The sequence below is a fragment of the Algorimicrobium algoritergicola genome, assembly GCF_008086165.1.
GTDB lineage: Bacteria > Bacteroidota > Bacteroidia > Flavobacteriales > Flavobacteriaceae > Algorimicrobium > Algorimicrobium algoritergicola.
The window spans coordinates 532655-552326 of sequence record NZ_VSKL01000002.1 but is presented as its reverse complement, the minus strand read 5'-3'; the positions used below and the strand labels follow the sequence as shown (position 1 = coordinate 552326).

Below are 19672 nucleotides of genomic sequence, written 5' to 3'. Positions count from 1 at the left end.
TTTATCTTACCTTTCTCGAATGTTAAACCAACTAAAAAAAATAAGCTACTTGCAGGTCTTTAATGTGGCCTGCTGTTTTCTAATTATTTCCACGGTACTTTTTCGAGATTTACCTTTCTTTTGGGATGCTATTAGTAAATCCGCACGTGCAAACTGGATTTATGAAAATGGTTTGAAGCAATTCATTGTTCCAACCGATTTTAATTCGGGGCATCCACCTTTATGGGTTTCATTGTTGGCAATTTCTTGGACAGTTTTAGGGAAGTCTATACTCAGCGCCAGAATATTATTACTTATAGTCAATATAGGCGTGTTTTGGCAAATTAGTAGGTTATGCAAAAACAACTTTATAAAAGGTGTTTCTGCAGTCGCTATGCTTTTGGTTTGTTTAGAGCCCACGTTAATGGCGCAAACCACAAGTTTGAATAATGATATGTTGTTGCTGTTTTTTACACTTTTTTCTTTAAATAGCTTAATAAACCAAAAACCATTTCTATTTACCCTAGCCTTAATTGGGTTGTTGTTTACTAATTTACGTGGTATTTATTTGTTTACAGCTATTCTAATTATTCATGCTCTTTATCTTCGTTACCGACTTATTTCTAACAATAAAACATTGTTTATTGCCTATTTTATCTCGGCAATTAGCTTTGGTATATTCTGTATTTTGCAGTATAAAGAGCTGGGTTGGTTTTTAATTACTCAAAACACCAATTACAATCAGCATCGCCAATCTACAGGGATTAAAAGTGTCTTAATTAATAGTATTGTATATGCTAAAAGTTATTTGGAATACGGCCGTTTTATTGTTTTTATAGTTCTCATTCCGCTATTATTAAAATACGTTAAAGAGAAATCGCTTAAAAACACGCGTATTGACAGAATTGGAATTGCGTTCCTTGTTATAGCTGGTGTGCTGTTTCTTGGCATGGTGCCTTTTTCAAATCCAATTGGCGATAGATATTTTATGATATGTTATATTCTGGCCATAATTTTGTTGATTAATTTAATCGTTTTGCTTCATTTAAAATATAAAAATTTAATTCTGTCCACTGTGGTAATTTGCTTTTTATCTGGACATTTTTGGGTTTATCCAGCCACTATTTCACAATCCTGGGATAGCACTTTAGCTTATTTGCGCTATTTTCCTTTAGAAGAAAAAATGGAGAATTACATTAAAGATTCGGGGCTGGTAAATAGCAGTATCGGAACCCGTATCCGATTAAATGAACGGGATTTCTCAACTTTAAAGGGGGTGCCAGAAATACGGAAATATGCCCATTTTGACATCCAATCCAACAGGTATATACTCCTGTCTAATATTGAGAATTACACCAAAGATGATGAGCTATTAGAGGTTCAGAATAATTGGGAATTACTAAAGACTTTTAGCGATTGTGGTGTATTTATTTCACTTTATAAAAGATCTAAATACTAAACCAAAAAGCTCTTAACAGTATTTTAAATTTATTGTTAATTACTTTACAAATTAGGGGTTTCATTTTTTCGCGCGAAACCTTATATTAGCAACATATCCAAAATTACCTCATTTATGTCTCAAGAAACCAAATATACCGAAGATAATATCCGTTCGCTGGACTGGAAAGAGCATATTCGTATGCGTCCTGGAATGTATATTGGTAAATTGGGTGATGGGTCTTCAGCAGATGATGGTATTTACATTCTGATTAAAGAGGTTTTAGATAACTCCATTGACGAGTATGTTATGGGAGCCGGAAAAACCATTGAAATTTCTATTCATGGCAATAAGGTAACGGTTCGCGATTATGGCCGTGGTATTCCACTAGGTAAAGTGGTTGATGTCGTGTCTAAAATGAATACAGGTGGAAAATACGACAGTAAAGCCTTTAAAAAATCTGTAGGATTAAACGGTGTTGGTACCAAAGCGGTTAATGCACTTTCTAGCTTTTTTAGAGTAGAATCTACTCGAGATAACAAATCAGCTTCAGCCGAATTTGAACAAGGAAACTTGATCAATCAAGATTTACTTGATGATACATCTCGCCGAAAAGGAACTAAAGTATCTTTTGTTCCAGATGAAGCCATTTTCAAAAATTACAAGTATCGTAATGAGTACATTATTAAAATGCTCAAAAATTATGTGTATTTGAATATTGGTTTAACCATCGTTTTTAATGGCGAAAAATATTTTAGTGAAAATGGATTAAAGGATTTGCTTATGGAAAATTCCAATGCAAACGATTTACTTTATCCAATAATTCACTTAAAAGGGAATGATATTGAAGTCGCATTAACACACAGTAAAACACAGTACAGCGAAGAATACTATTCCTTCGTTAACGGACAAAATACCACGCAAGGAGGAACACACTTATCGGCTTTTCGTGAAGCATTAGTTAAAACCTTTCGTGAATTTTACAATAAGAATTTTGATGCGTCTGATGTTCGGAAATCAGTGGTTTCTGCTATCTCCATCAAAGTAATGGAGCCCATTTTTGAGAGTCAAACCAAAACCAAATTAGGATCTACGGATATGGGTGGCGATTTGCCAACCGTGAGAACCTATATCAACGATTTCGTAAAAACCAATTTAGATAACTTTCTGCATAAAAACCCTGAAACAGCTGATAAGATTCAGCGTAAAATTCTTCAGGCCGAGCGTGAGCGTAAGGAATTATCCGGAATCCGAAAGTTAGCAAAAGATCGTGCTAAAAAAGCGAGTCTTCACAATAAAAAACTCCGTGATTGCCGTGTGCACTTTGGCGACATTAAAAATGAGCGAAATTTAGAATCCACTTTGTTTATTACAGAGGGAGATTCAGCTTCGGGAAGTATCACCAAGTCGCGTGATGTAAACACACAAGCCGTTTTTAGCTTAAAAGGTAAGCCGCTAAACTGTTATGGATTAACAAAGAAAATTGTTTACGAGAATGAAGAATTCAATTTGCTCCAAGCTGCTTTAAATATTGAAGAGTCTCTGGAAGATTTGCGTTATAATAACGTGGTAATTGCTACCGATGCTGACGTGGATGGGATGCATATTCGGTTGTTATTAATTACATTCTTCCTTCAGTTTTTCCCAGAATTAATAAAAGATGGGCATTTATATATTTTGCAAACACCTTTATTCCGAGTTCGTAATAAGAAAAAAACCATTTATTGTTATACCGAAGAGGAACGTAGAGATGCACTGGAAGAATTGAAGCCTAAACCAGAAATTACCCGATTTAAAGGTCTTGGTGAAATTTCACCAGACGAATTTCAGCATTTTATTGGCGATAATATTCGTTTGGATCCTGTTATGTTAGATGATAACATGTCTATTGAAGATTTGTTAAGTTTCTATATGGGGAAAAACACGCCAGACCGTCAGGAATTCATTATTAATAATCTTAAAGTGGAACTCGACATCGTGGAGGAAATTAAATGAGAACGAGTAATGAAAAAGTAAAAAACGTAATTATTTCGGTATATTTTATACTGATAGTTCTTGCTGTGCTTTGGTTAACTATATTTAGAGCTTTCAGTGAAATTGATAATAACCCAATAGTGGCATTTTTTGTAATTTCACTAATTTTCATAGCTTTATTTTTAACCGTACATTTTATATCTAAATATTTTGAATATGATAGTGATGGTTTAAAAGTCACCGTTACTAACAAAGGTTTGTTGCTGTCTGATTATTTAAATTATCGCGAGCATACCGTAGAGTTTGATAAGCCCAGACTATCAGGATTTAAAATTAATAATTATATCATTTACAAAGAATTGGTTTTGTTTATCGACAGTAAAAATGGTCAACATGTTAAAAAAGAACGTTTTAATATTACGTTAGTGGCCAAAAAGAAGCGAAAATACATGAAGCAGTCATTAAGGAAAATGGTGAAACAAAATAGAAAAGAGCAGAGTTAATGAGCGACGACATCAACGATAACCTACCTGAACCAGAAGAAACTAAAGAAACTATTACCAGAATTACTGGTATGTATAAAGATTGGTTTTTAGATTATGCATCCTACGTGATTCTAGAACGAGCTGTTCCAGCAATTGAGGATGGTTTTAAGCCAGTTCAAAGACGAATCATGCATTCCATGAAGGATTTAGATGATGGTCGTTATAATAAAGTAGCCAACATTGTGGGTCATACCATGCAGTATCATCCACACGGTGATGCTAGTATTGCTGATGCTATGGTGCAAATTGGTCAGAAAGATTTACTGATTGATACACAAGGAAACTGGGGAAATATTCTAACAGGTGATAGTGCTGCTGCATCTCGATATATTGAAGCGCGTATTTCTAAATTTGGATTGGACGTTGTTTTCAACCCTAAAATTACCGAATGGCAAGCTAGTTATGATGGTCGTCGGAAAGAACCTGTAAATCTTCCAGTAATGTTCCCGCTTTTATTAGCACAAGGAGGTGAAGGGATTGCAGTAGGTTTATCTACAAAAATATTACCGCATAACTTTATCGAATTAATTGATGCCTCTGTTAAACATTTAAACGGTAAACGTTTTACTATTTATCCAGATTTTCCAACTGCTGGAATTGCTGATGTTTCTGACTATAAAGATGGACTTCGAGGTGGAAAAGTACGTGTACGTGCCAGAATTTCTCAATACGATAAGAATACGTTGGTAATTACAGAAATCCCGTTTGGAACAAATACATCGTCATTAATCGATTCTATTTTGAAGGCCAATGATAAAGGTAAAATCAAAATCAAAAAAATTGAAGATAACACAGCTGCTAATGTAGAGATTCTAGTCCATTTGCCAGGTGGTATTTCACCAGATAAAACTATTGATGCTTTATATGCATTTACCAATTGTGAGTCGTCCATTTCACCTTTAGGATGTGTAATTGAAGATAATAAACCCTTGTTTGTAGGTGTTTCTGAAATGTTGCGTCGTTCAACTGATAATACTGTTCAGCTTTTAAAAAGTGAATTAGAAATTCGCCTAGGTGAATTTGAAGAACAGTGGCATTTTGCATCATTAGAGCGCATTTTTATTGAAAATCGTATCTATCGTGATATTGAAGAAGAAGAAACATGGGAAGGTGTTATACAAGCCATTGATAAAGGATTACAACCTCATATAAAACATTTAAAACGAGCAATCACAGAAGAAGATATTGTACGTTTAACGGAAATTCGAATTAAGCGTATTTCTAAATTTGATATTGATAAAGCCCAACAAAAAATTGATGCTTTAGAAGATCAGATAGCAGAAGTGAAGCATCATTTAGCAAATTTAATTGTCTATGCTATTGCCTACTTTGAGCGTCTTAAAAAGGAGTATGGTGCGGGCAAAGAACGTAAAACGGAAATTCGTGCCTTTGAAGATGTTGATGCTACAAAAGTCGTTATCAGAAACACGAAACTATACGTAAATAGGGAAGAAGGCTTTATTGGAACGTCTCTTAAAAAAGACGAGTATGTTGGCGATTGCAGTGACATTGATGACATTATTGTTTTTACTAATGAAGGTAAAATGATGGTGACCAAAGTGGATACGAAAACCTTTATTGGTAAGGACATTATTCATGTAGCTGTTTTTAAGAAAAAAGACAAGCGTACTATTTACAATATGATGTATCGCGATGGTAAAACAGGGCCTACTTATGTGAAACGTTTTGCGGTAACTAGCATGACGCGTGATAAGGAATACGATATGACCAATGGTTCAAAAAACTCGAAACTATGGTATTTTTCAGCGAATCCAAATGGTGAAGCCGAAGTGGTAACCGTTTCTTTACGACAAGTAGGAAGTATTAAAAAGCTGAAATGGGATGTTGATTTTGCTGATATTATTATAAAAGGTCGCAGTTCCAAAGGGAATATGGTGACAAAGCACGCCATTAAAAAAGTGGAACTCAAAGAAAAAGGTGTTTCTACTTTAAAACCACGAAAAATCTGGTTTGATGATACGGTTAGACGCTTAAACGTGGATGGTCGTGGTGATTTAGTTGGTGAATTTAGAGGTGAAGACCGGATTTTAATAATCAGACAATCTGGATTTATAAAAACCATTGTTCCCGAAGTAACAACTCGTTTTGATGATGATATGATTGTCATGGAAAAATGGCTTCCTAAAAAACCAATATCAGCTATTTATTTTGATGGTGAGAAAGAACGCTATTATGTAAAGCGCTTTTTAGTTGAAAATGAAAGTCGCGAGGAATTATTTATTTCTGAACATGAAAATTCACAATTAGAGATTGTTTCAACGGATTGGAAACCCATGGTAGAAGTGGAATTTACCAAAGAACGTGGTAAAGATCGTAAAGATAACTTGGAAGTGAATTTGGATGAATTTATTTCTGTTAAAGGAATATCCGCTTTAGGAAATCAATTAACCAAAGATAAGGTGAAGCAAATTGATTTATTAGAATCGTTGCCTTATGAAGCTCCAGAGGATATTCCAGCTGAAGAATTAGATGTTATTGATGAAACGGAAGTAAAATCAGAAAATTCAGATAAAGAATCAAAGCCAGATATAGCTGAAGAAACTAATGACTCCAAAAATGATGACGATGATACGGATTCAAATTTAGGAAACATGGATGATAAAGGCCAAGCGACGCTATTTTAGGATAATTAGTTTCTAAAATAAGAAGCTGCAGCAATAAGAAAAGCTAAAACACCTCCAATTATACATGTATAGTAAAGTATGGGGGTGTTTTCTTTAAAGAATATTGACGTTAAAATTAAACCTGTTGATATAAGGTATAAAACTTTTGGACTTACTTTTTTCATATCGTTATATTTTACTATCAAATGGTTTTAAACAGCAATTCAATTTCATTAGTTTAAATTGTCTTTGTTCTTTCGCTTTTTAGCAATTCTAAAGTTTAAAAACTCGACAAAGATAGAGAAGGCTATAGCAAAATACAGATAGCCTTTTGGAATTGCTCCAACCGTATTTCCAAATAATTCAGTGTGCGATAAATGCGCAGCTTCTGTAATTAACATAAACCCTATTAGGATTAAAAACGCCAGGCCAAGTAATTGAACACTTGGATGTGTATCAATAAACTTACGGATAGGATTAGCAAAGCCTATCATAATTCCAATGGATATAACTACAGCTATAATCATTAAAACTAAATTGTAATTATGGTTTTCGTGCAAACCGTTAGTCATACCAACTGCAGTTAGAATGGAATCGATAGAGAAAATAAAATCTATGATCATTATCTGAATAATAGCTTGGCTTAAAGACGTGATTTTTTTGCCTTTTACGTTTGCTTCATCATGGCCCGGATCTTCTACCTTTTCACGAATTTCAGAGGTGCTTTTATATATTAAAAATAAACCACCAACGAACAGAATTATAGCTTGCCAGCTTATACCTACATGCAGCCAATCCGTATCTATTATATAAAAAGGTTTTGAAAGGCCTATTAAAAAACTCACAAAAAATAAGAGAATAATCCGTTGAACCATAGCTAATAATAAACCAATGTTTGTGGCTTTTGCACGCTGATCTTCTGGAAGCTTATTAGCTGCAATGGATATAAAAACAATATTATCTATTCCTAGAATAATTTCTAGAAACGTTAAGGTTAGTAATGCCATGATAGCATCTGAAGTAAGTAGGAAATCTAACATATTAATCTATGCGTTTTGCGGTTCCTTTTTGTTTTGTTTTTTCACCAACATACGAGTATTCAAAGTTGTAGGTTGAATCCGTAGTCGTTAATATTTTTAAATGAATATCCTTGCGCTCTTGCATGTTTTTAGGGTTTATAGTTCTAAAAACAACTTCACAATCGTTAATCCAACGAACCGTTGTAGAGTCTACGTGACCTTTATAAGTTTCCACTTGCAAATCTTTAGTCCTCGTGAATACCGAGTGATAAGTGGAGTCATTGATAGTTATACTACTCGTATATGTCCCAGTTTGATAATCTGCACATTGTCTTTCCACTTGATAACAGCTCATAAAGAGCACTAAAAAAAGACATAAAAGGAGTTTCATAGTTTATATTTTAAACAAAATTAAGAAACATTATGGTATTGCCATAGGTCTTAAGAATGATTTATTTCAAAATAGACAAATACTTCTCTTAATTATTGAAATTTTGAAATGTGCCGTCCTTATAGAAAATAACAATCCGATCTATTTCTTTACTACTATTTGAAGGAAGGGTCTTGAGGTCTTCTAAAATTTGGTTAGCTGTTTTTTCTGAATTTTTATTTGAAACTAAACTTGGCGATGGAGTTGGAGTCTCCATTATTTTTGTTTCCGATTTTGGAAATGTGCCTTTACCATTTAATAACCAATACAATTCTACATCGGGAAAAGCTTCTAAAACTTTCATAACAAAATCTAGACTTGGCTTATTTCGGCCAGATAAAATATGAGAAATACTTGAACGCTGCACACCTATTTTTTCAGCAAAAGAGGAGGCTGTTTCGTCATGAAATTTGATGACTTTTTCTAGGCGTTTTGAAAATTCGGGGCTGTTTATCATTGTAAACCGTTACTAAAGTGAATTGCTTTTACAAATGTAAATATTATTAGTAATAATCACACTATAATTCTAGTAATATTAACTTTTATGGTGATTTAAAACTTTAAATAAAGTCATGTAATTAACTGAAATATAGCAAAATATGCTAACTATTTTAAATAGCAAAATTTAAGTATTAATGATAGCTTGTTTTAGGTGCATATTTGTATACATTTCTAAACAATCCTGACGGCTTTCTTGTTTACAAATGTAAATTAGTATTTGTTTACCTTTGTAACATATCAAATTTACATATGTATCATAGCGCTTTAGAAATGACATTAAATCCTTTTCAAGAACTTCAATTATCGGGTCGGTATATTACCAATTCCATGATTGAGCCCTTATTGAAAAAGCTACCTAAAAATGCTGCAGTTTCAGTTGAAGGATTGTCAGTTGAAAAACGATCTATCTATTCTATTAAATTAGGAACTGGAAAAAAACGTATTATGCTTTGGTCGCAAATGCACGGAAATGAATCCACAACTACCAAAGCGATTTTTGATATTTTAAATACGATCAAAGCAAAAAATTCTATTTTAGACGCCTGCACCATATTGATTATTCCTATTCTAAATCCTGATGGCGCAGAAGCCTATACGCGATTAAATGCTAATGATGTGGATTTAAATCGTGATGCGCAGAATTTATCCCAACCGGAAAGTAGGCTTTTACGTGATTGTTTTAATAGTTTTAAACCAGACTTCTGTTTCAATTTACATGGTCAACGAACTATTTTTAGTGTGGATAATACATCAAGATCAGCTACTGTGTCATTCCTATCTCCAGCTGAAGATGCGGAACGTACAATTACTAAAACTCGTAAAATTGCCATGGAGCTAATTGCGGTAATGCATGCTAATTTGCAAAAATACATTCCAAATCAGGTCGCATTGTATGATGATGGATTTAATCATAACTGTGTTGGTGATACCTTTCAAAGTTTAGGTGTGCCAACGGTTTTGTTTGAAGCCGGTCATTATTCCAACGATTATAATCGGGAGATAACACGCTCTTTCATTTATCACTCCTTGATGGTTGCTTTAAATACTATTTCTAAACGCCAACTAACAGGAGAAGGCTATCAGGATTACTTAAAAATTCCTCAAAATAGAAAATATTTTTTAGATATTATTATTAGAAATGTTTTGCATGAAGATAAACGTGTAGATATTGGTATTCAGTATCAAGAATTATTAATAAATAACACGATACAGTTTGTTCCTAAAATTGAGAAAATTGAGACGTTAGAGGGCTTTTTTGGTCATAGAGAGTTGGACGCTAAAGGTGTTAAAGTTTTAGATTTCAATCATTCACCGTTGCAAGTTGGAAACGAAATTGATAGCGTGTTGATAAATAATGAAAATTATTCATTATTAGTGCCTAAAACTTGAAATTTGGTAGATATAATTTAAAATTATTGTCTTATTTTTGTTTTTTATTTAAAGAAATTAAAAAATGGCAAAATTTAAATTAGACGATATAGATCATCAAATCCTTGAAATGTTAATTGATAACACACGTGTTCCTTTCACAGATATAGCAAAAAAATTAGTTATTTCTGCAGGAACAGTACATGTTCGTGTTAAGAAAATGGAAGAAGCTGGAATTATTAAGGGTTCTTCACTTACCTTGGATTATAAAAAATTAGGTTATGCATTTATTGCATATGTTGGTGTCTTTCTTCAAAAAACGTCACAAACCAAATTTGTTTTAGAACGTATAAATGAAATTCCTTATGTAACGGTTGCTCATATTACTACAGGTAAGTTTAATGTTTTTTGTAAAATACGTGCTAAAAACACCGAACATGCCAAAGAGGTTATTTTTATGATTGACGATATTGAAGGGGTTTACAGAACAGAAACGATGATATCACTTGAAGAAAGCTTAAACGATAAAAAACGCTTAATGCATTCTATTTTTAATAATATGTAGGCTTCTTGTAGAAAATTAAAAACTCATAGCGCTTCTTAATAGAAGCGCTTTTTTTTCAGTACTTTTAAATAAAAATTTATGTTTGTAAAAGAAATACCAGATACAGAATACGCATCATTTTATGCCAATTATATTAAAAAAGGAGGTGAATTAAGTTTGTTAGTTGGCTTAGAGCATGGCATGGCAGCTACCAAAGCGTTTTTCGAATCTATTCCGGAGAATAAGCTTGAATATCGTTATGCTGAAGGTAAATGGACTGTTAAGGAAATTTTACAACACCTAATAGATACCGAACATGTTTTTGTGTACCGCGCTTTGCGTTTTGCGCGCCAAGATAAAACACCTTTACCAGGATTTGAACAAGATGATTATGTGCTGGCAAGCGTGGCAAATAGAAGAACACGAACTCAACTACTAAACGATTATTTAGATTTGCGCGAATCAACTATTGCGCTGTTTAGTAGTTTTTCAAAAAAAATGTTAGAGCAAATAGGCGTTGCTAGCAATGCTGAAATGTCTGTTAGAGCTATAGGATTTGTGCTAATCGGTCATGAAAAGCATCATATAGAGATTATTAAAGAGCGTTATTTATAGCTGGTTAGGCTTTATAATATTCAAAAGCCTTAACGATAACATCGTTACTAACTAAACAATTAATTTTTGTTTTTCCCATATCCTCAAGGAGCACAAAATTAATGTTGCCATGTTCGTTTTTCTTGTCGTATTTAAGAAGTTCTATGATGGCGTCATAGTCGGAGGGAAGCACCGTAACTTCTCCAAAAATAGTTTTGATTACCGTTTTAATTTCATCATTCTCTACTTTAGATAAACCTGTTAATTCCGTAGAAATATAATTGGCTAATATCATACCTATTGCAACGGCTTCACCATGTAAAAGCGCTTCTTTTTCTGGATGACTTAAAAAGTAAGATTCGATGGCATGACCTAGCGTATGTCCATAATTTAAGGTTTTACGTAAGTTTTCTTCTAAAGGATCTTGGGTAACTATGCTATTTTTAATGATGACGGATTCGTAAATTAAATCGTCATAATTTAAGGTTTCCGTTGTTGTAAATTTATTCCAATAATCGCGACTATAAATTAAACCGTGCTTTAACATTTCTGCTAAACCTGAACGCATTTGATTTTCTGGTAAGGTTTCTAAAAAGCTGGTATCAATCAACACCATCTCACCAGAATTAATAACGCCAATTTGATTTTTTAAATGTCCTAAATCCACACCAGTTTTGCCACCAACAGAGGCGTCTACCATGGCTAATAAAGATGTTGGCACGTTTATGTAGTTAATGCCACGCTTAAACGTAGAAGCTACAAAGCCGCCTAAATCGGTAACAACACCACCACCTAAATTAATAATAAGACTTTTACGGTCGGCGCCTAATTCTGAAAGAACATTCCAAACGCCAACACAAGTTTCAATAGTTTTGTGTTCTTCACCAGATTCAATCTCTATAATTTCTATAGTACATGTCGTTTCTACCTGTTGTAAAAACTTGGTTAAACACAAATTGTGGGTGTTTTCATCAACTAAAATGAAAATCAGCGAATAATTAGTTTGCTTTAAGTGGGTGTTTAAAGCTGTGTAACTATTTGAATTAAAGTGAATTGGGTATGTTTCGGTTTGTATAGATTTCATAAGAACTAATGGGAATAATAAAAGGTAAAATAAGGTGTTTTTTTTATAAAAAAGTAGCTGAATGATAATTATCTTTGTATAATTTTCAACAGATATGGAGTACTTAAAAATATTTGACAATACTGAAATTGCTTTTCAATTAAAGAGTAATAGAGAGTTAAATCGCGCTCATTTTTTATTCAATATGATATCAAATGAGACATTGGTAAAGATTGGCACAACACTTACGCATTTTGCTTTAAAAGCACATCTGCCTGTTGAGGGTATTATTCGTGCTACGGTTTTTGACCATTTTTGTGGCGGTGTCAATGAGGAAAATTGCTTACCAGTAATTGATGATATGTTTACCAATGGCGTAAGTTCGGTTTTAGATTATTCAGTAGAAGGGAAGGAAACGGAAGCACATTTTGATGGAGCCATGGAAAAAACCTTAAAAATTATTCGTTTTTCTGACGATAGAAAAGCCATGCCTATTGCTGTATTTAAACCTTCTGGTTTTGGAAGATTTGCACTGTATCAAAAGAAAAGTGAAGGAAAAACTCTAACAGAAACAGAGCAAGAGGAATGGAATCGAGTCGTTGCGCGCTATGATGCTGTTTGCAAGTTGGGGAAAGAAAAGGATGTTGAAATTTTAATTGATGCCGAAGAAAGCTGGATCCAAGATGCAGTAGATCATTTGGTAACCGATATGATGCGCAAGTATAATAAAGATGTCACCATTGTTTATAATACCTTACAAATGTATCGTCATGACCGCATGGATTTTTTAAAATCCCAACATGAACTCGCCAAAAAAGAAGGGTTTTATTTAGGTTATAAAATTGTTCGTGGTGCTTATATGGAAAAAGAGCATGAACGTGCTTTAGAGCATGATTATCCGACACCTATTTGTGAAAGTAAATTAGCAACCGATGAAAATTTTAATGATTCTGCACAATATATTTTAGATAACATATCTGACATTTCTATTTTTGTTGGAACGCACAACGAATTGAGTAGCTATATGGTTATGCAATTAATGCATAATAAAGGGATTGCTATAGATGATAATCGTGTGTGGTTTGGCCAACTGTTTGGTATGAGTGATAACATCAGCTTTAATTTAGCCAATAACGGCTATAACGTAGCTAAATATGTTCCTTTTGGGCCCGTTAAAGATGTAATGCCGTATTTAATTAGACGTGCAGAAGAAAACACATCAGTTGCTGGGCAAACAGGACGCGAACTCATGTTAATTAAAAAAGAGAAAGAAAGACGCAAAGCTGCTAAATAATACTATTTAGAACGTTGCCACCATTTCTTTTTATTCGGGTTTTTACCATATCCGTAACCATAGCCATTTGATTTTTTATGATCAACACTATTTAATAGAATTGTCATATTTGGTAAGCGTTTTTCTTGGTACATGGTATCTGCAATTTGCAAACGTCTCTTATCAAGATAATTAGCGCGAACTACATAAATAAATAAATCAGCGTGGTGACTTATTAATAGGGTATCCGTAACCAAACCAACAGCAGCCGTGTCTACTACAATATAATCATATTGATTATCTACTGTATCAAATAATTCTTGCATCCGATTACTCATCAATAATTCTGCTGGATTAGGTGGTATAACACCGGAAGGAATGACATCTAAAAATTCATTGTCTTTCATGGACGTGGTTACATCTGAAAGCGTTAAACTCGGATCGCTAATATAATTAGTTAACCCTATATCATTTTTAACATTCAGGTAATTCGTTGCTTTTGGCACGCGTATATCTGTTTCAATAAGGAGCACTTTTTTATTAGAATAAGAGAGTGATAAAGCCAAATTTATGGACGTATGCGATTTCCCTTCCTTACTAGTTGTAGAGGTAACAAATATAACTTTGGAATGCTTGTCAATCCCTTTAAGCATAAACTCAATATTGGTACGCACCATTCTAAACGCTTCCGCTTTAGGTGAATAATCAATTTGTTTAATTAATTGAGTACGCTTGCTAGATTTAGGAATATCCCCAATAAACGGTATGTCTATGGTTTTCTTAATATCTTGAACCGAATGTACTTTATTATCTATAAGTGTTAGCAGGTAAATAAGGCCAATTGGAAAACTAATTCCTAAAATTAAAGCTGCCAAAATAATAATAGCAGATTTTGGTGCTACGGGTCTTCCTGAAGCATACGCTTTGTCAACAATTTTTGCATTAGGTGAAGAAACGCCATGTGTAATAGCCGATTCCTCACGTTTTTGTAGCAGATATAAGTAGAGTGATTCCTTAATATCCTGTTGGCGCTTAATATCCTTAAATTGACGTTCCTTTTGAGGAGCTGAATAAATTTGTGAATTAATTCGGGAGTTTTCCGAGACTAAACTATTATAAGTAATTTGACTTGTAGATTTTTTACTGCTTAAGCTTTGCGAAAGATCTGCTTTTAATTGATTAATTTGATTCGTTAAATTAACAACGGTCGGATTTATTTCACTTGAATTTTTTAAAATGCGATCGCGTTCTTGAACCAAGCTATTGTGGCGTTTAGCAACCTGACCAATATTTCCATCTTCAATACCAATGTTAAGTGGCATTAAATCGCTTGGGTTTTGATTGTTAGCTAAATGATTTTTCATATAATCAATTAGCTGAATCTCTCTACCAGTTTCCGTGATTTTAGCTTCGTTTTCCTTTTCGGTTTGAAGAAAAATATTAGACTGCGTCGCTAAATTAGTTAGTTTGTTTTCTTGTTGAATATCTTCAGCTGTTAAGTCTACTATACCAAGTTCACGTGACACACCTTCTAAACGCTCATTTATAAAGCTTGAAGTTGCTTCAACAACCATTTGTTTGTCGTTGATAACGTCTTCATTGTATTTTTCAATAAGCTTATTTAAAAATAAGACCCCTTTTTCGCGGACATTATCGTTAATAGTCAGTTTTATAACGCTAGACAACTCGTTGGTTTGAATTTGAAGTCTAGACTTATAATCACTAGTAACATTATTTACAGGTTGAATTCTGATGGTAATATCAGCACCAATTTTTGTGGCATATTGCCCAATATTAGGTGTAATGATTATATCGCCAAATCCGGTTTCTACATTTTTTCCAAAATCATATAAAACACCTTCTATATCATCATATTGTGTAGTGCTTCCTTTTAATATTTTTTCGTCTTGTGGAACACCTTTAAAAATAAAATCTTTTGATGAATTGATTCGGATATTAAACGTGGTGTCAACCACATGTAAAAGCGAGTCGGTTGTACTAAAATTAATGTTTAATGGTGGATTTGTATAGACTTCATGTGCTTGAATGCGACCTTCTACAAAGAATTGAATATTAAATTTTAAATCTTTTATAACACTTTCAATAAGGTTACGTGATTTAAGAATTTCAATTTCATCCAACACATTATTTTGGTCATTACTAAAGAGGCCGTAATTTTGAAGGCTTGATATTTCAGGTAATTTACCTTGAGATTTATCGTCCTTAATTTTAATGGTAGCTTTAGCTTGATACTCATTACTAGCATAGCGTAAATACACAAATGCTAATGTTAAGGCAGCAATAACGCATAGAAGAATAAACTTCCATCGGTTTAAATAAGGCTCAATTAAATCTCTAAAATGCGCATTCTGTTTCATGAAAGAATTCGTGTAAATAATTTTATTTGACTAAAAATATGGCTAAAATTGTTGCTAAAGTTCCAATAGCTGAAATGATTACGCCATTATTTTGATTATAAGAAGCGGAACGGATTCTAGCAGAATTAGGCTCAATTACCAAAACATCATTTTGTTCTAAATAATAATTTGGAGATGTAATTGTGCTAATTTTTGTTAAATCGAATTTCGTGAAAACCTTTTTGCCATCACTTTCACGAATTAAGAATACATTTTCGCGTTTTCCGTATATGGTTAAATCTCCAGCTAAACCTAATGCTTCAATTAATGAAATACGTTCATCTTCAACCGTAAAAGTTCCAGGATTTCTAACTTCACCTAAAACGGTTATAGTAAAATTTATTAATCTTATATTGATAATGGGATCTCTTACGTATGCAGAAATTTTGTTTTTTAGAAAGCTTGTTGCATCCTCTCGTGATAGACCGCCAAGCTTAATAGTTCCTAAAACGGGATATTCAATATTACCATTTTTATCAATTAAATAGGTAGGCATTTTAAGATCTGCATTGGCATTTACGGATGAAACACTGTAAGAAACAGCTGGTAAATTAAAAGGCGCAACTGCATCAGCATCACCACCAATACTTATAAAAATTAAATCGTTTGGTTTATAGACGATATCAGAATTCATGGGAATATCATTGTATTCGCTCACAGGTTCGTCTTGAAAATAAATAATTTCCTTGCTTGTAACACAGGACGAAACTACAGCCAATAGGAGTAGAAGACTGGTTTTTTTAATAATGCTTTTAAGGTTGATCATAGTTGGTTGGTTTAGTTTAAAACATCATAAGTTGAATTATTCGGATTGTACTCTGCTACAATATCTTTGATTTTTGATACAATTTCAATATTTTGAGAATTAGAACCTAATAAACAGAGTTCTTTTATAAGGTTTTGAGTAATTTCTATGCTAACCGGTTTACATTTAGCAATCATAATTTTCTCATTGTAGGTTGGTTTGGTGTTTTCGCCTTCAATTAATAATTCTTCAAAGATCTTTTCACCAGGTCTTAATCCTGTTATTTTAATATCTATATCAGACGGATATTTTAAGCCAGATAAAGCAATCATATTCATGGCTAAATCATAAATTTTAATGGGTTTACCCATATCAAAAACAAAAATTTCGTGACCCAATCCCATAGCTGCAGCTTCCAAAACTAATAGGCTTGCTTCTGGAATGGTCATAAAATATCTAATAATATCTTTATGTGTTACTGTTAAAGGTCCCCCAGCTTCAATTTGTTTTTTAAATAAAGGAATTACAGAACCATTGGAGCCTAAAACATTCCCAAAACGCGTGATAATAAATTTGGTTGTTGATTGTGTGTTTTGCTGACAACAAATAATCATTTCCGCAATACGTTTCGTGGCTCCCATAACATTTGTTGGGTTTACCGCTTTATCTGTTGAAATTAAAATGAATTTTTTAGCACCATATTTTTTTGATAAATACACCACGTTTTTAGTTCCACGAACATTTACGCTAACCGCTTCATACGGGTTTTGTTCCATTAAAGGTACGTGTTTGTATGCGGCTGCATGAAAAACTATTTCGGGTTTGTGTAAATTAAAAATAGTATCTAATCGAACGTTGTTTCTAATATCAGCAATAATTGGCATAACATTATTAATGCCATTACGAATTAATTCCTGTTGCAAATCATACAAAGGTGATTCTGCATTGTCAACAAGTATCAGGCTTTTAAAGTTGAAAGCGGATAATTTTCTTACCAATTCGCTACCAATAGATCCTGCGGCTCCTGTCACTAAAATGACGCGATTACTATACTCATCATTTAGGATGGGGTTGTCAATATTAATCGGCTCTCTTCCTAATAAATCTTCAATATTAATATCCTTAATCTGCCCAATGCTTAAATCACCATCAATCCACGTTTGGACAGCTGGAACAATTTTTACGTTTAAGTTTAAAGCAAATAACTTACTGGTTATTTGAAGGAGTCGGTTAGAATTAATATTCTGAATCGATATAATTACCGAATCTATTTGGTGTTTTTCAATAAACTCTTTTGTAATGTTATTTGGATGGTAAACATTCAATAGGTTTATTTTCTTACCAACTTTTCGTTCATTATCATCAATAAATCCGAAAACATCAATATCGCTTTTTGCATCATTAGCAATGGCGTTGTAGGTGATAATTCCTGAATCTCCAGCGCCATAAATTAATACAATACTTTTGGGATTGTCTTCATTTTCAGCAATTAAACTTCTGTAAATGGATTTTATAAAGAACTTGGCGCCAATAAGAAAAAACATATTGAGCAACAAGTGAATGTATATGATAGAACCAGGAATATCAAAAATATTATTGTAGTTGTATTTCCGACTCATAAATGTGGATATTATGAGTATGGTTGCTAAAATATTGACGCCAATTATAATGTTAACAACATCTTTAAAGCCCGTGAAACGAACAACACCTTTATGAGAACTTACTAATAAAAAACTAATTATACCAGCAAACACTACAAATGGGATTTGCTTAAGAAACATGGAAAAATCGAAATCAATTTGAAAATTAAATCGAATTAAATAGGCAATAAAGAATGTAAAAGCAATAATAGTTGAGTCAAATAGGAGTACCAACCATTTGGACGCATAGCGATTAGATAATTTTCGTAATAAATTATAAATTTTATCCAAAATAGTTTTTAATTACTTGATTAACACGGTCTAATTCAACAGGGGTTAAGCTGGAACCGCTTGGTAAACATAATCCACGCTCAAACAAATTATCTGACACACCATTTAAATAACTCGGGTGATTTTTAAATATGTCTTGTTGGTGCATCGGTTTCCAGGATGGTCTTGATTCAATATTTTCTTCTAAAAGCGCATTTAAAACACCATCTCTAATTGCTTTTGTTTTAAATAAAACCGCTGTTAACCAACGATTTGAGAAATAATGTTCAGGCTCTTCTAAAAATTCTATATCTGTAATATGCTGTAATGTATTTTTGTAATATTCAAAATGGGATCGTCTGGCTTGAATTCTATTTTCTAAAACCTGCATTTGTCCGCGACCAATACCCGCTAATATATTAGACATTCGGTAATTATAGCCAACTTCTGAATGTGAATAATTAATGCCAGAATCCTTTGCTTGGGTAGCCAAAAATATAGCGCGTTTTTTAGATTCAGGATTTCTAGAAACCAAAGCACCACCTCCAGATGTTGTTATTATTTTATTTCCATTAAAGGATAAAATAGACAAATCACCAAACGTTCCACAAGGCTGGTTGTTATAACGGCTACCTAAAGCTTCAGCACTGTCTTCAATTACAGGAATCTGATGCTTTTTAGCAATTGCGTGTATGTGTGTTACGTTGTATGGCATTCCATATAAATTTATGGCAATAATGGCTTTAGGTTTCTTTCCTTTCGTTATTCTATCCAGTATTGCTTTTTCTAATAACTCGGGACACATGTTCCAAGTTTTAGTTTCACTATCAATAAAAACAGGTGTTGCACCCACATAAATCACAGGATTTACAGATGCTACAAAAGTTTTTGTTTGACAAAGCACTTCATCTCCAACTGAAACATTCAACAGTTTTAAAGCTAAATGTATAGCCGCTGTTCCAGAGGTTAGAGCCGCAATGTGCGACTGTTCTCCAAGATAGGCTTCTAGATCACCTTCAAAACCATCAACATTCGGTCCTAATGGTGCTATCCAATTGGTTTTAAAAGCCTGATTAATATAATTTTCTTCATCACCACTCATGTGTGGTGCTGATAACCATATTTTAGATTTCACTCCTGAAACATTTTTTGTCATCGTAAATATCTATGTTTAAATAGTTTCCATCAAATAAATACGATAAATAACTAATTTTCACGTTTTTTGATTTTAATTGAAACCTTACTGTT

Annotated in this window: 17 protein-coding genes; 8 read left to right on the top strand and 9 right to left on the bottom strand. The window is 33.2% G+C overall.

The window, feature by feature from the left end; translation table 11 throughout:
* The first annotated feature begins 19 nt into the window (after positions 1 to 19).
* The 4 genes from ES675_RS08470 to ES675_RS08455 all read left to right on the top strand — a co-directional run bounded on the left by ES675_RS08470 (position 20) and on the right by ES675_RS08455 (position 6581).
* Positions 20 to 1438, top strand: a complete 1419-nt coding sequence (locus ES675_RS08470; RefSeq protein WP_066248078.1) for a hypothetical protein — start codon at positions 20 to 22, stop codon at positions 1436 to 1438.
* A 114-nt stretch (positions 1439 to 1552) separates the two neighbouring features.
* Positions 1553 to 3412 carry a DNA topoisomerase IV subunit B gene (locus tag ES675_RS08465; RefSeq protein WP_066248076.1) on the top strand — a complete coding sequence of 620 codons (1860 nt, stop codon included), beginning with the start codon at positions 1553 to 1555 and terminating at the stop codon, positions 3410 to 3412.
* Positions 3409 to 3894 (top strand): hypothetical protein, encoded by a 486-nt coding sequence (locus ES675_RS08460; RefSeq protein ID WP_066248074.1) that lies wholly within the window; start codon positions 3409 to 3411, stop codon positions 3892 to 3894. Before ES675_RS08465 ends, ES675_RS08460 begins: the two co-directional genes overlap by 4 nt.
* On the top strand, positions 3894 to 6581 hold the full coding sequence (locus tag ES675_RS08455) for a DNA gyrase/topoisomerase IV subunit A (protein WP_066248072.1): 2688 nt from the start codon (positions 3894 to 3896) through the stop codon (positions 6579 to 6581). Before ES675_RS08460 ends, ES675_RS08455 begins: the two co-directional genes overlap by 1 nt.
* A gap of 5 nt (positions 6582 to 6586) precedes the next feature.
* Here ES675_RS08455 and ES675_RS16430 read toward each other — a convergent pair whose 3' ends face one another.
* The 4 genes from ES675_RS16430 to ES675_RS08440 form a co-directional block, all read right to left on the bottom strand.
* On the bottom strand, positions 6587 to 6745 hold the full coding sequence (locus ES675_RS16430; protein ID WP_157448671.1) for a hypothetical protein: 159 nt from the start codon (positions 6743 to 6745) through the stop codon (positions 6587 to 6589).
* Between the two features lie 48 nt (positions 6746 to 6793).
* A complete protein-coding gene (locus ES675_RS08450) occupies positions 6794 to 7600 on the bottom strand; it encodes a TerC family protein (protein ID WP_066248070.1) in 807 nt (268 codons plus the stop codon).
* A 1-nt stretch (position 7601) separates the two neighbouring features.
* Positions 7602 to 7970, bottom strand: coding sequence for a DNA topoisomerase IV (locus ES675_RS08445; RefSeq protein ID WP_066248069.1), 369 nt, complete (start codon positions 7968 to 7970; stop codon positions 7602 to 7604).
* An 88-nt stretch (positions 7971 to 8058) separates the two neighbouring features.
* Positions 8059 to 8466, bottom strand: coding sequence for a helix-turn-helix domain-containing protein (locus tag ES675_RS08440; protein ID WP_066248065.1), 408 nt, complete (start codon positions 8464 to 8466; stop codon positions 8059 to 8061).
* Positions 8467 to 8759: 293 nt separating this feature from the next.
* Here ES675_RS08440 and ES675_RS08435 point away from each other — a divergent pair, with 293 nt between their 5' ends.
* The 3 genes from ES675_RS08435 (at position 8760) to ES675_RS08425 (ending at position 11037) form a co-directional block, all read left to right on the top strand.
* Complete coding sequence (locus ES675_RS08435) at positions 8760 to 9899, top strand: M14 family metallopeptidase (RefSeq protein ID WP_066248064.1); 1140 nt, start codon at positions 8760 to 8762, stop codon at positions 9897 to 9899.
* Positions 9900 to 9963: 64 nt separating this feature from the next.
* Positions 9964 to 10443, top strand: coding sequence for an Lrp/AsnC family transcriptional regulator (locus ES675_RS08430; RefSeq protein ID WP_066248062.1), 480 nt, complete (start codon positions 9964 to 9966; stop codon positions 10441 to 10443).
* Positions 10444 to 10521: 78 nt separating this feature from the next.
* Positions 10522 to 11037: a DinB family protein gene (locus ES675_RS08425; protein ID WP_066248058.1), complete on the top strand. Its 516-nt coding sequence runs from the start codon at positions 10522 to 10524 to the stop codon at positions 11035 to 11037.
* Positions 11038 to 11041: 4 nt separating this feature from the next.
* Here ES675_RS08425 and aroB read toward each other — a convergent pair whose 3' ends face one another.
* Complete coding sequence (aroB, locus tag ES675_RS08420) at positions 11042 to 12100, bottom strand: 3-dehydroquinate synthase (RefSeq protein ID WP_066248130.1); 1059 nt, start codon at positions 12098 to 12100, stop codon at positions 11042 to 11044.
* 94 nt (positions 12101 to 12194) lie between these two features.
* On the opposite strand from aroB, the gene ES675_RS08415 reads away from it, so the two are divergent.
* Entirely contained in the window at positions 12195 to 13373 is a 1179-nt protein-coding gene (locus ES675_RS08415; RefSeq protein WP_066248056.1) for a proline dehydrogenase family protein, read from the top strand.
* Between the two features lie 2 nt (positions 13374 to 13375).
* Here ES675_RS08415 and ES675_RS08410 read toward each other — a convergent pair whose 3' ends face one another.
* From ES675_RS08410 to ES675_RS08395, 4 genes are read right to left on the bottom strand one after another with little or no spacing between them, the layout of a single operon-like run.
* On the bottom strand, positions 13376 to 15730 hold the full coding sequence (locus ES675_RS08410) for a GumC family protein (protein ID WP_066248052.1): 2355 nt from the start codon (positions 15728 to 15730) through the stop codon (positions 13376 to 13378).
* 22 nt (positions 15731 to 15752) lie between these two features.
* Complete coding sequence (locus ES675_RS08405; protein ID WP_082985848.1) at positions 15753 to 16535, bottom strand: polysaccharide biosynthesis/export family protein; 783 nt, start codon at positions 16533 to 16535, stop codon at positions 15753 to 15755.
* Positions 16536 to 16546: 11 nt separating this feature from the next.
* Complete coding sequence (locus ES675_RS08400) at positions 16547 to 18445, bottom strand: polysaccharide biosynthesis protein (protein WP_082985847.1); 1899 nt, start codon at positions 18443 to 18445, stop codon at positions 16547 to 16549.
* Entirely contained in the window at positions 18438 to 19580 is a 1143-nt protein-coding gene (locus tag ES675_RS08395) for a DegT/DnrJ/EryC1/StrS family aminotransferase (RefSeq protein WP_066248047.1), read from the bottom strand. Before ES675_RS08395 ends, ES675_RS08400 begins: the two co-directional genes overlap by 8 nt.
* Positions 19581 to 19672: the final 92 nt, after the last annotated feature.

Bases quoted from the DNA above. Each gene is read 5' to 3' on its own strand.
- ES675_RS08470 (WP_066248078.1), top strand. From the start codon at position 20: ATGTTAAACCAACTAAAAAAAATAAGCTACTTGCAGGTCTTTAATGTG.
- ES675_RS08465 (WP_066248076.1), top strand. From the start codon at position 1,553: ATGTCTCAAGAAACCAAATATACCGAAGATAATATCCGTTCGCTGGAC.
- ES675_RS08460 (WP_066248074.1), top strand. From the start codon at position 3,409: ATGAGAACGAGTAATGAAAAAGTAAAAAACGTAATTATTTCGGTATAT.
- ES675_RS08455 (WP_066248072.1), top strand. From the start codon at position 3,894: ATGAGCGACGACATCAACGATAACCTACCTGAACCAGAAGAAACTAAA.
- ES675_RS16430 (WP_157448671.1), bottom strand. From the start codon at position 6,745: ATGAAAAAAGTAAGTCCAAAAGTTTTATACCTTATATCAACAGGTTTA.
- ES675_RS08450 (WP_066248070.1), bottom strand. From the start codon at position 7,600: ATGTTAGATTTCCTACTTACTTCAGATGCTATCATGGCATTACTAACC.
- ES675_RS08445 (WP_066248069.1), bottom strand. From the start codon at position 7,970: ATGAAACTCCTTTTATGTCTTTTTTTAGTGCTCTTTATGAGCTGTTAT.
- ES675_RS08440 (WP_066248065.1), bottom strand. From the start codon at position 8,466: ATGATAAACAGCCCCGAATTTTCAAAACGCCTAGAAAAAGTCATCAAA.
- ES675_RS08435 (WP_066248064.1), top strand. From the start codon at position 8,760: ATGTATCATAGCGCTTTAGAAATGACATTAAATCCTTTTCAAGAACTT.
- ES675_RS08430 (WP_066248062.1), top strand. From the start codon at position 9,964: ATGGCAAAATTTAAATTAGACGATATAGATCATCAAATCCTTGAAATG.
- ES675_RS08425 (WP_066248058.1), top strand. From the start codon at position 10,522: ATGTTTGTAAAAGAAATACCAGATACAGAATACGCATCATTTTATGCC.
- aroB (WP_066248130.1), bottom strand. From the start codon at position 12,100: ATGAAATCTATACAAACCGAAACATACCCAATTCACTTTAATTCAAAT.
- ES675_RS08415 (WP_066248056.1), top strand. From the start codon at position 12,195: ATGGAGTACTTAAAAATATTTGACAATACTGAAATTGCTTTTCAATTA.
- ES675_RS08410 (WP_066248052.1), bottom strand. From the start codon at position 15,730: ATGAAACAGAATGCGCATTTTAGAGATTTAATTGAGCCTTATTTAAAC.
- ES675_RS08405 (WP_082985848.1), bottom strand. From the start codon at position 16,535: ATGATCAACCTTAAAAGCATTATTAAAAAAACCAGTCTTCTACTCCTA.
- ES675_RS08395 (WP_066248047.1), bottom strand. From the start codon at position 19,580: ATGACAAAAAATGTTTCAGGAGTGAAATCTAAAATATGGTTATCAGCA.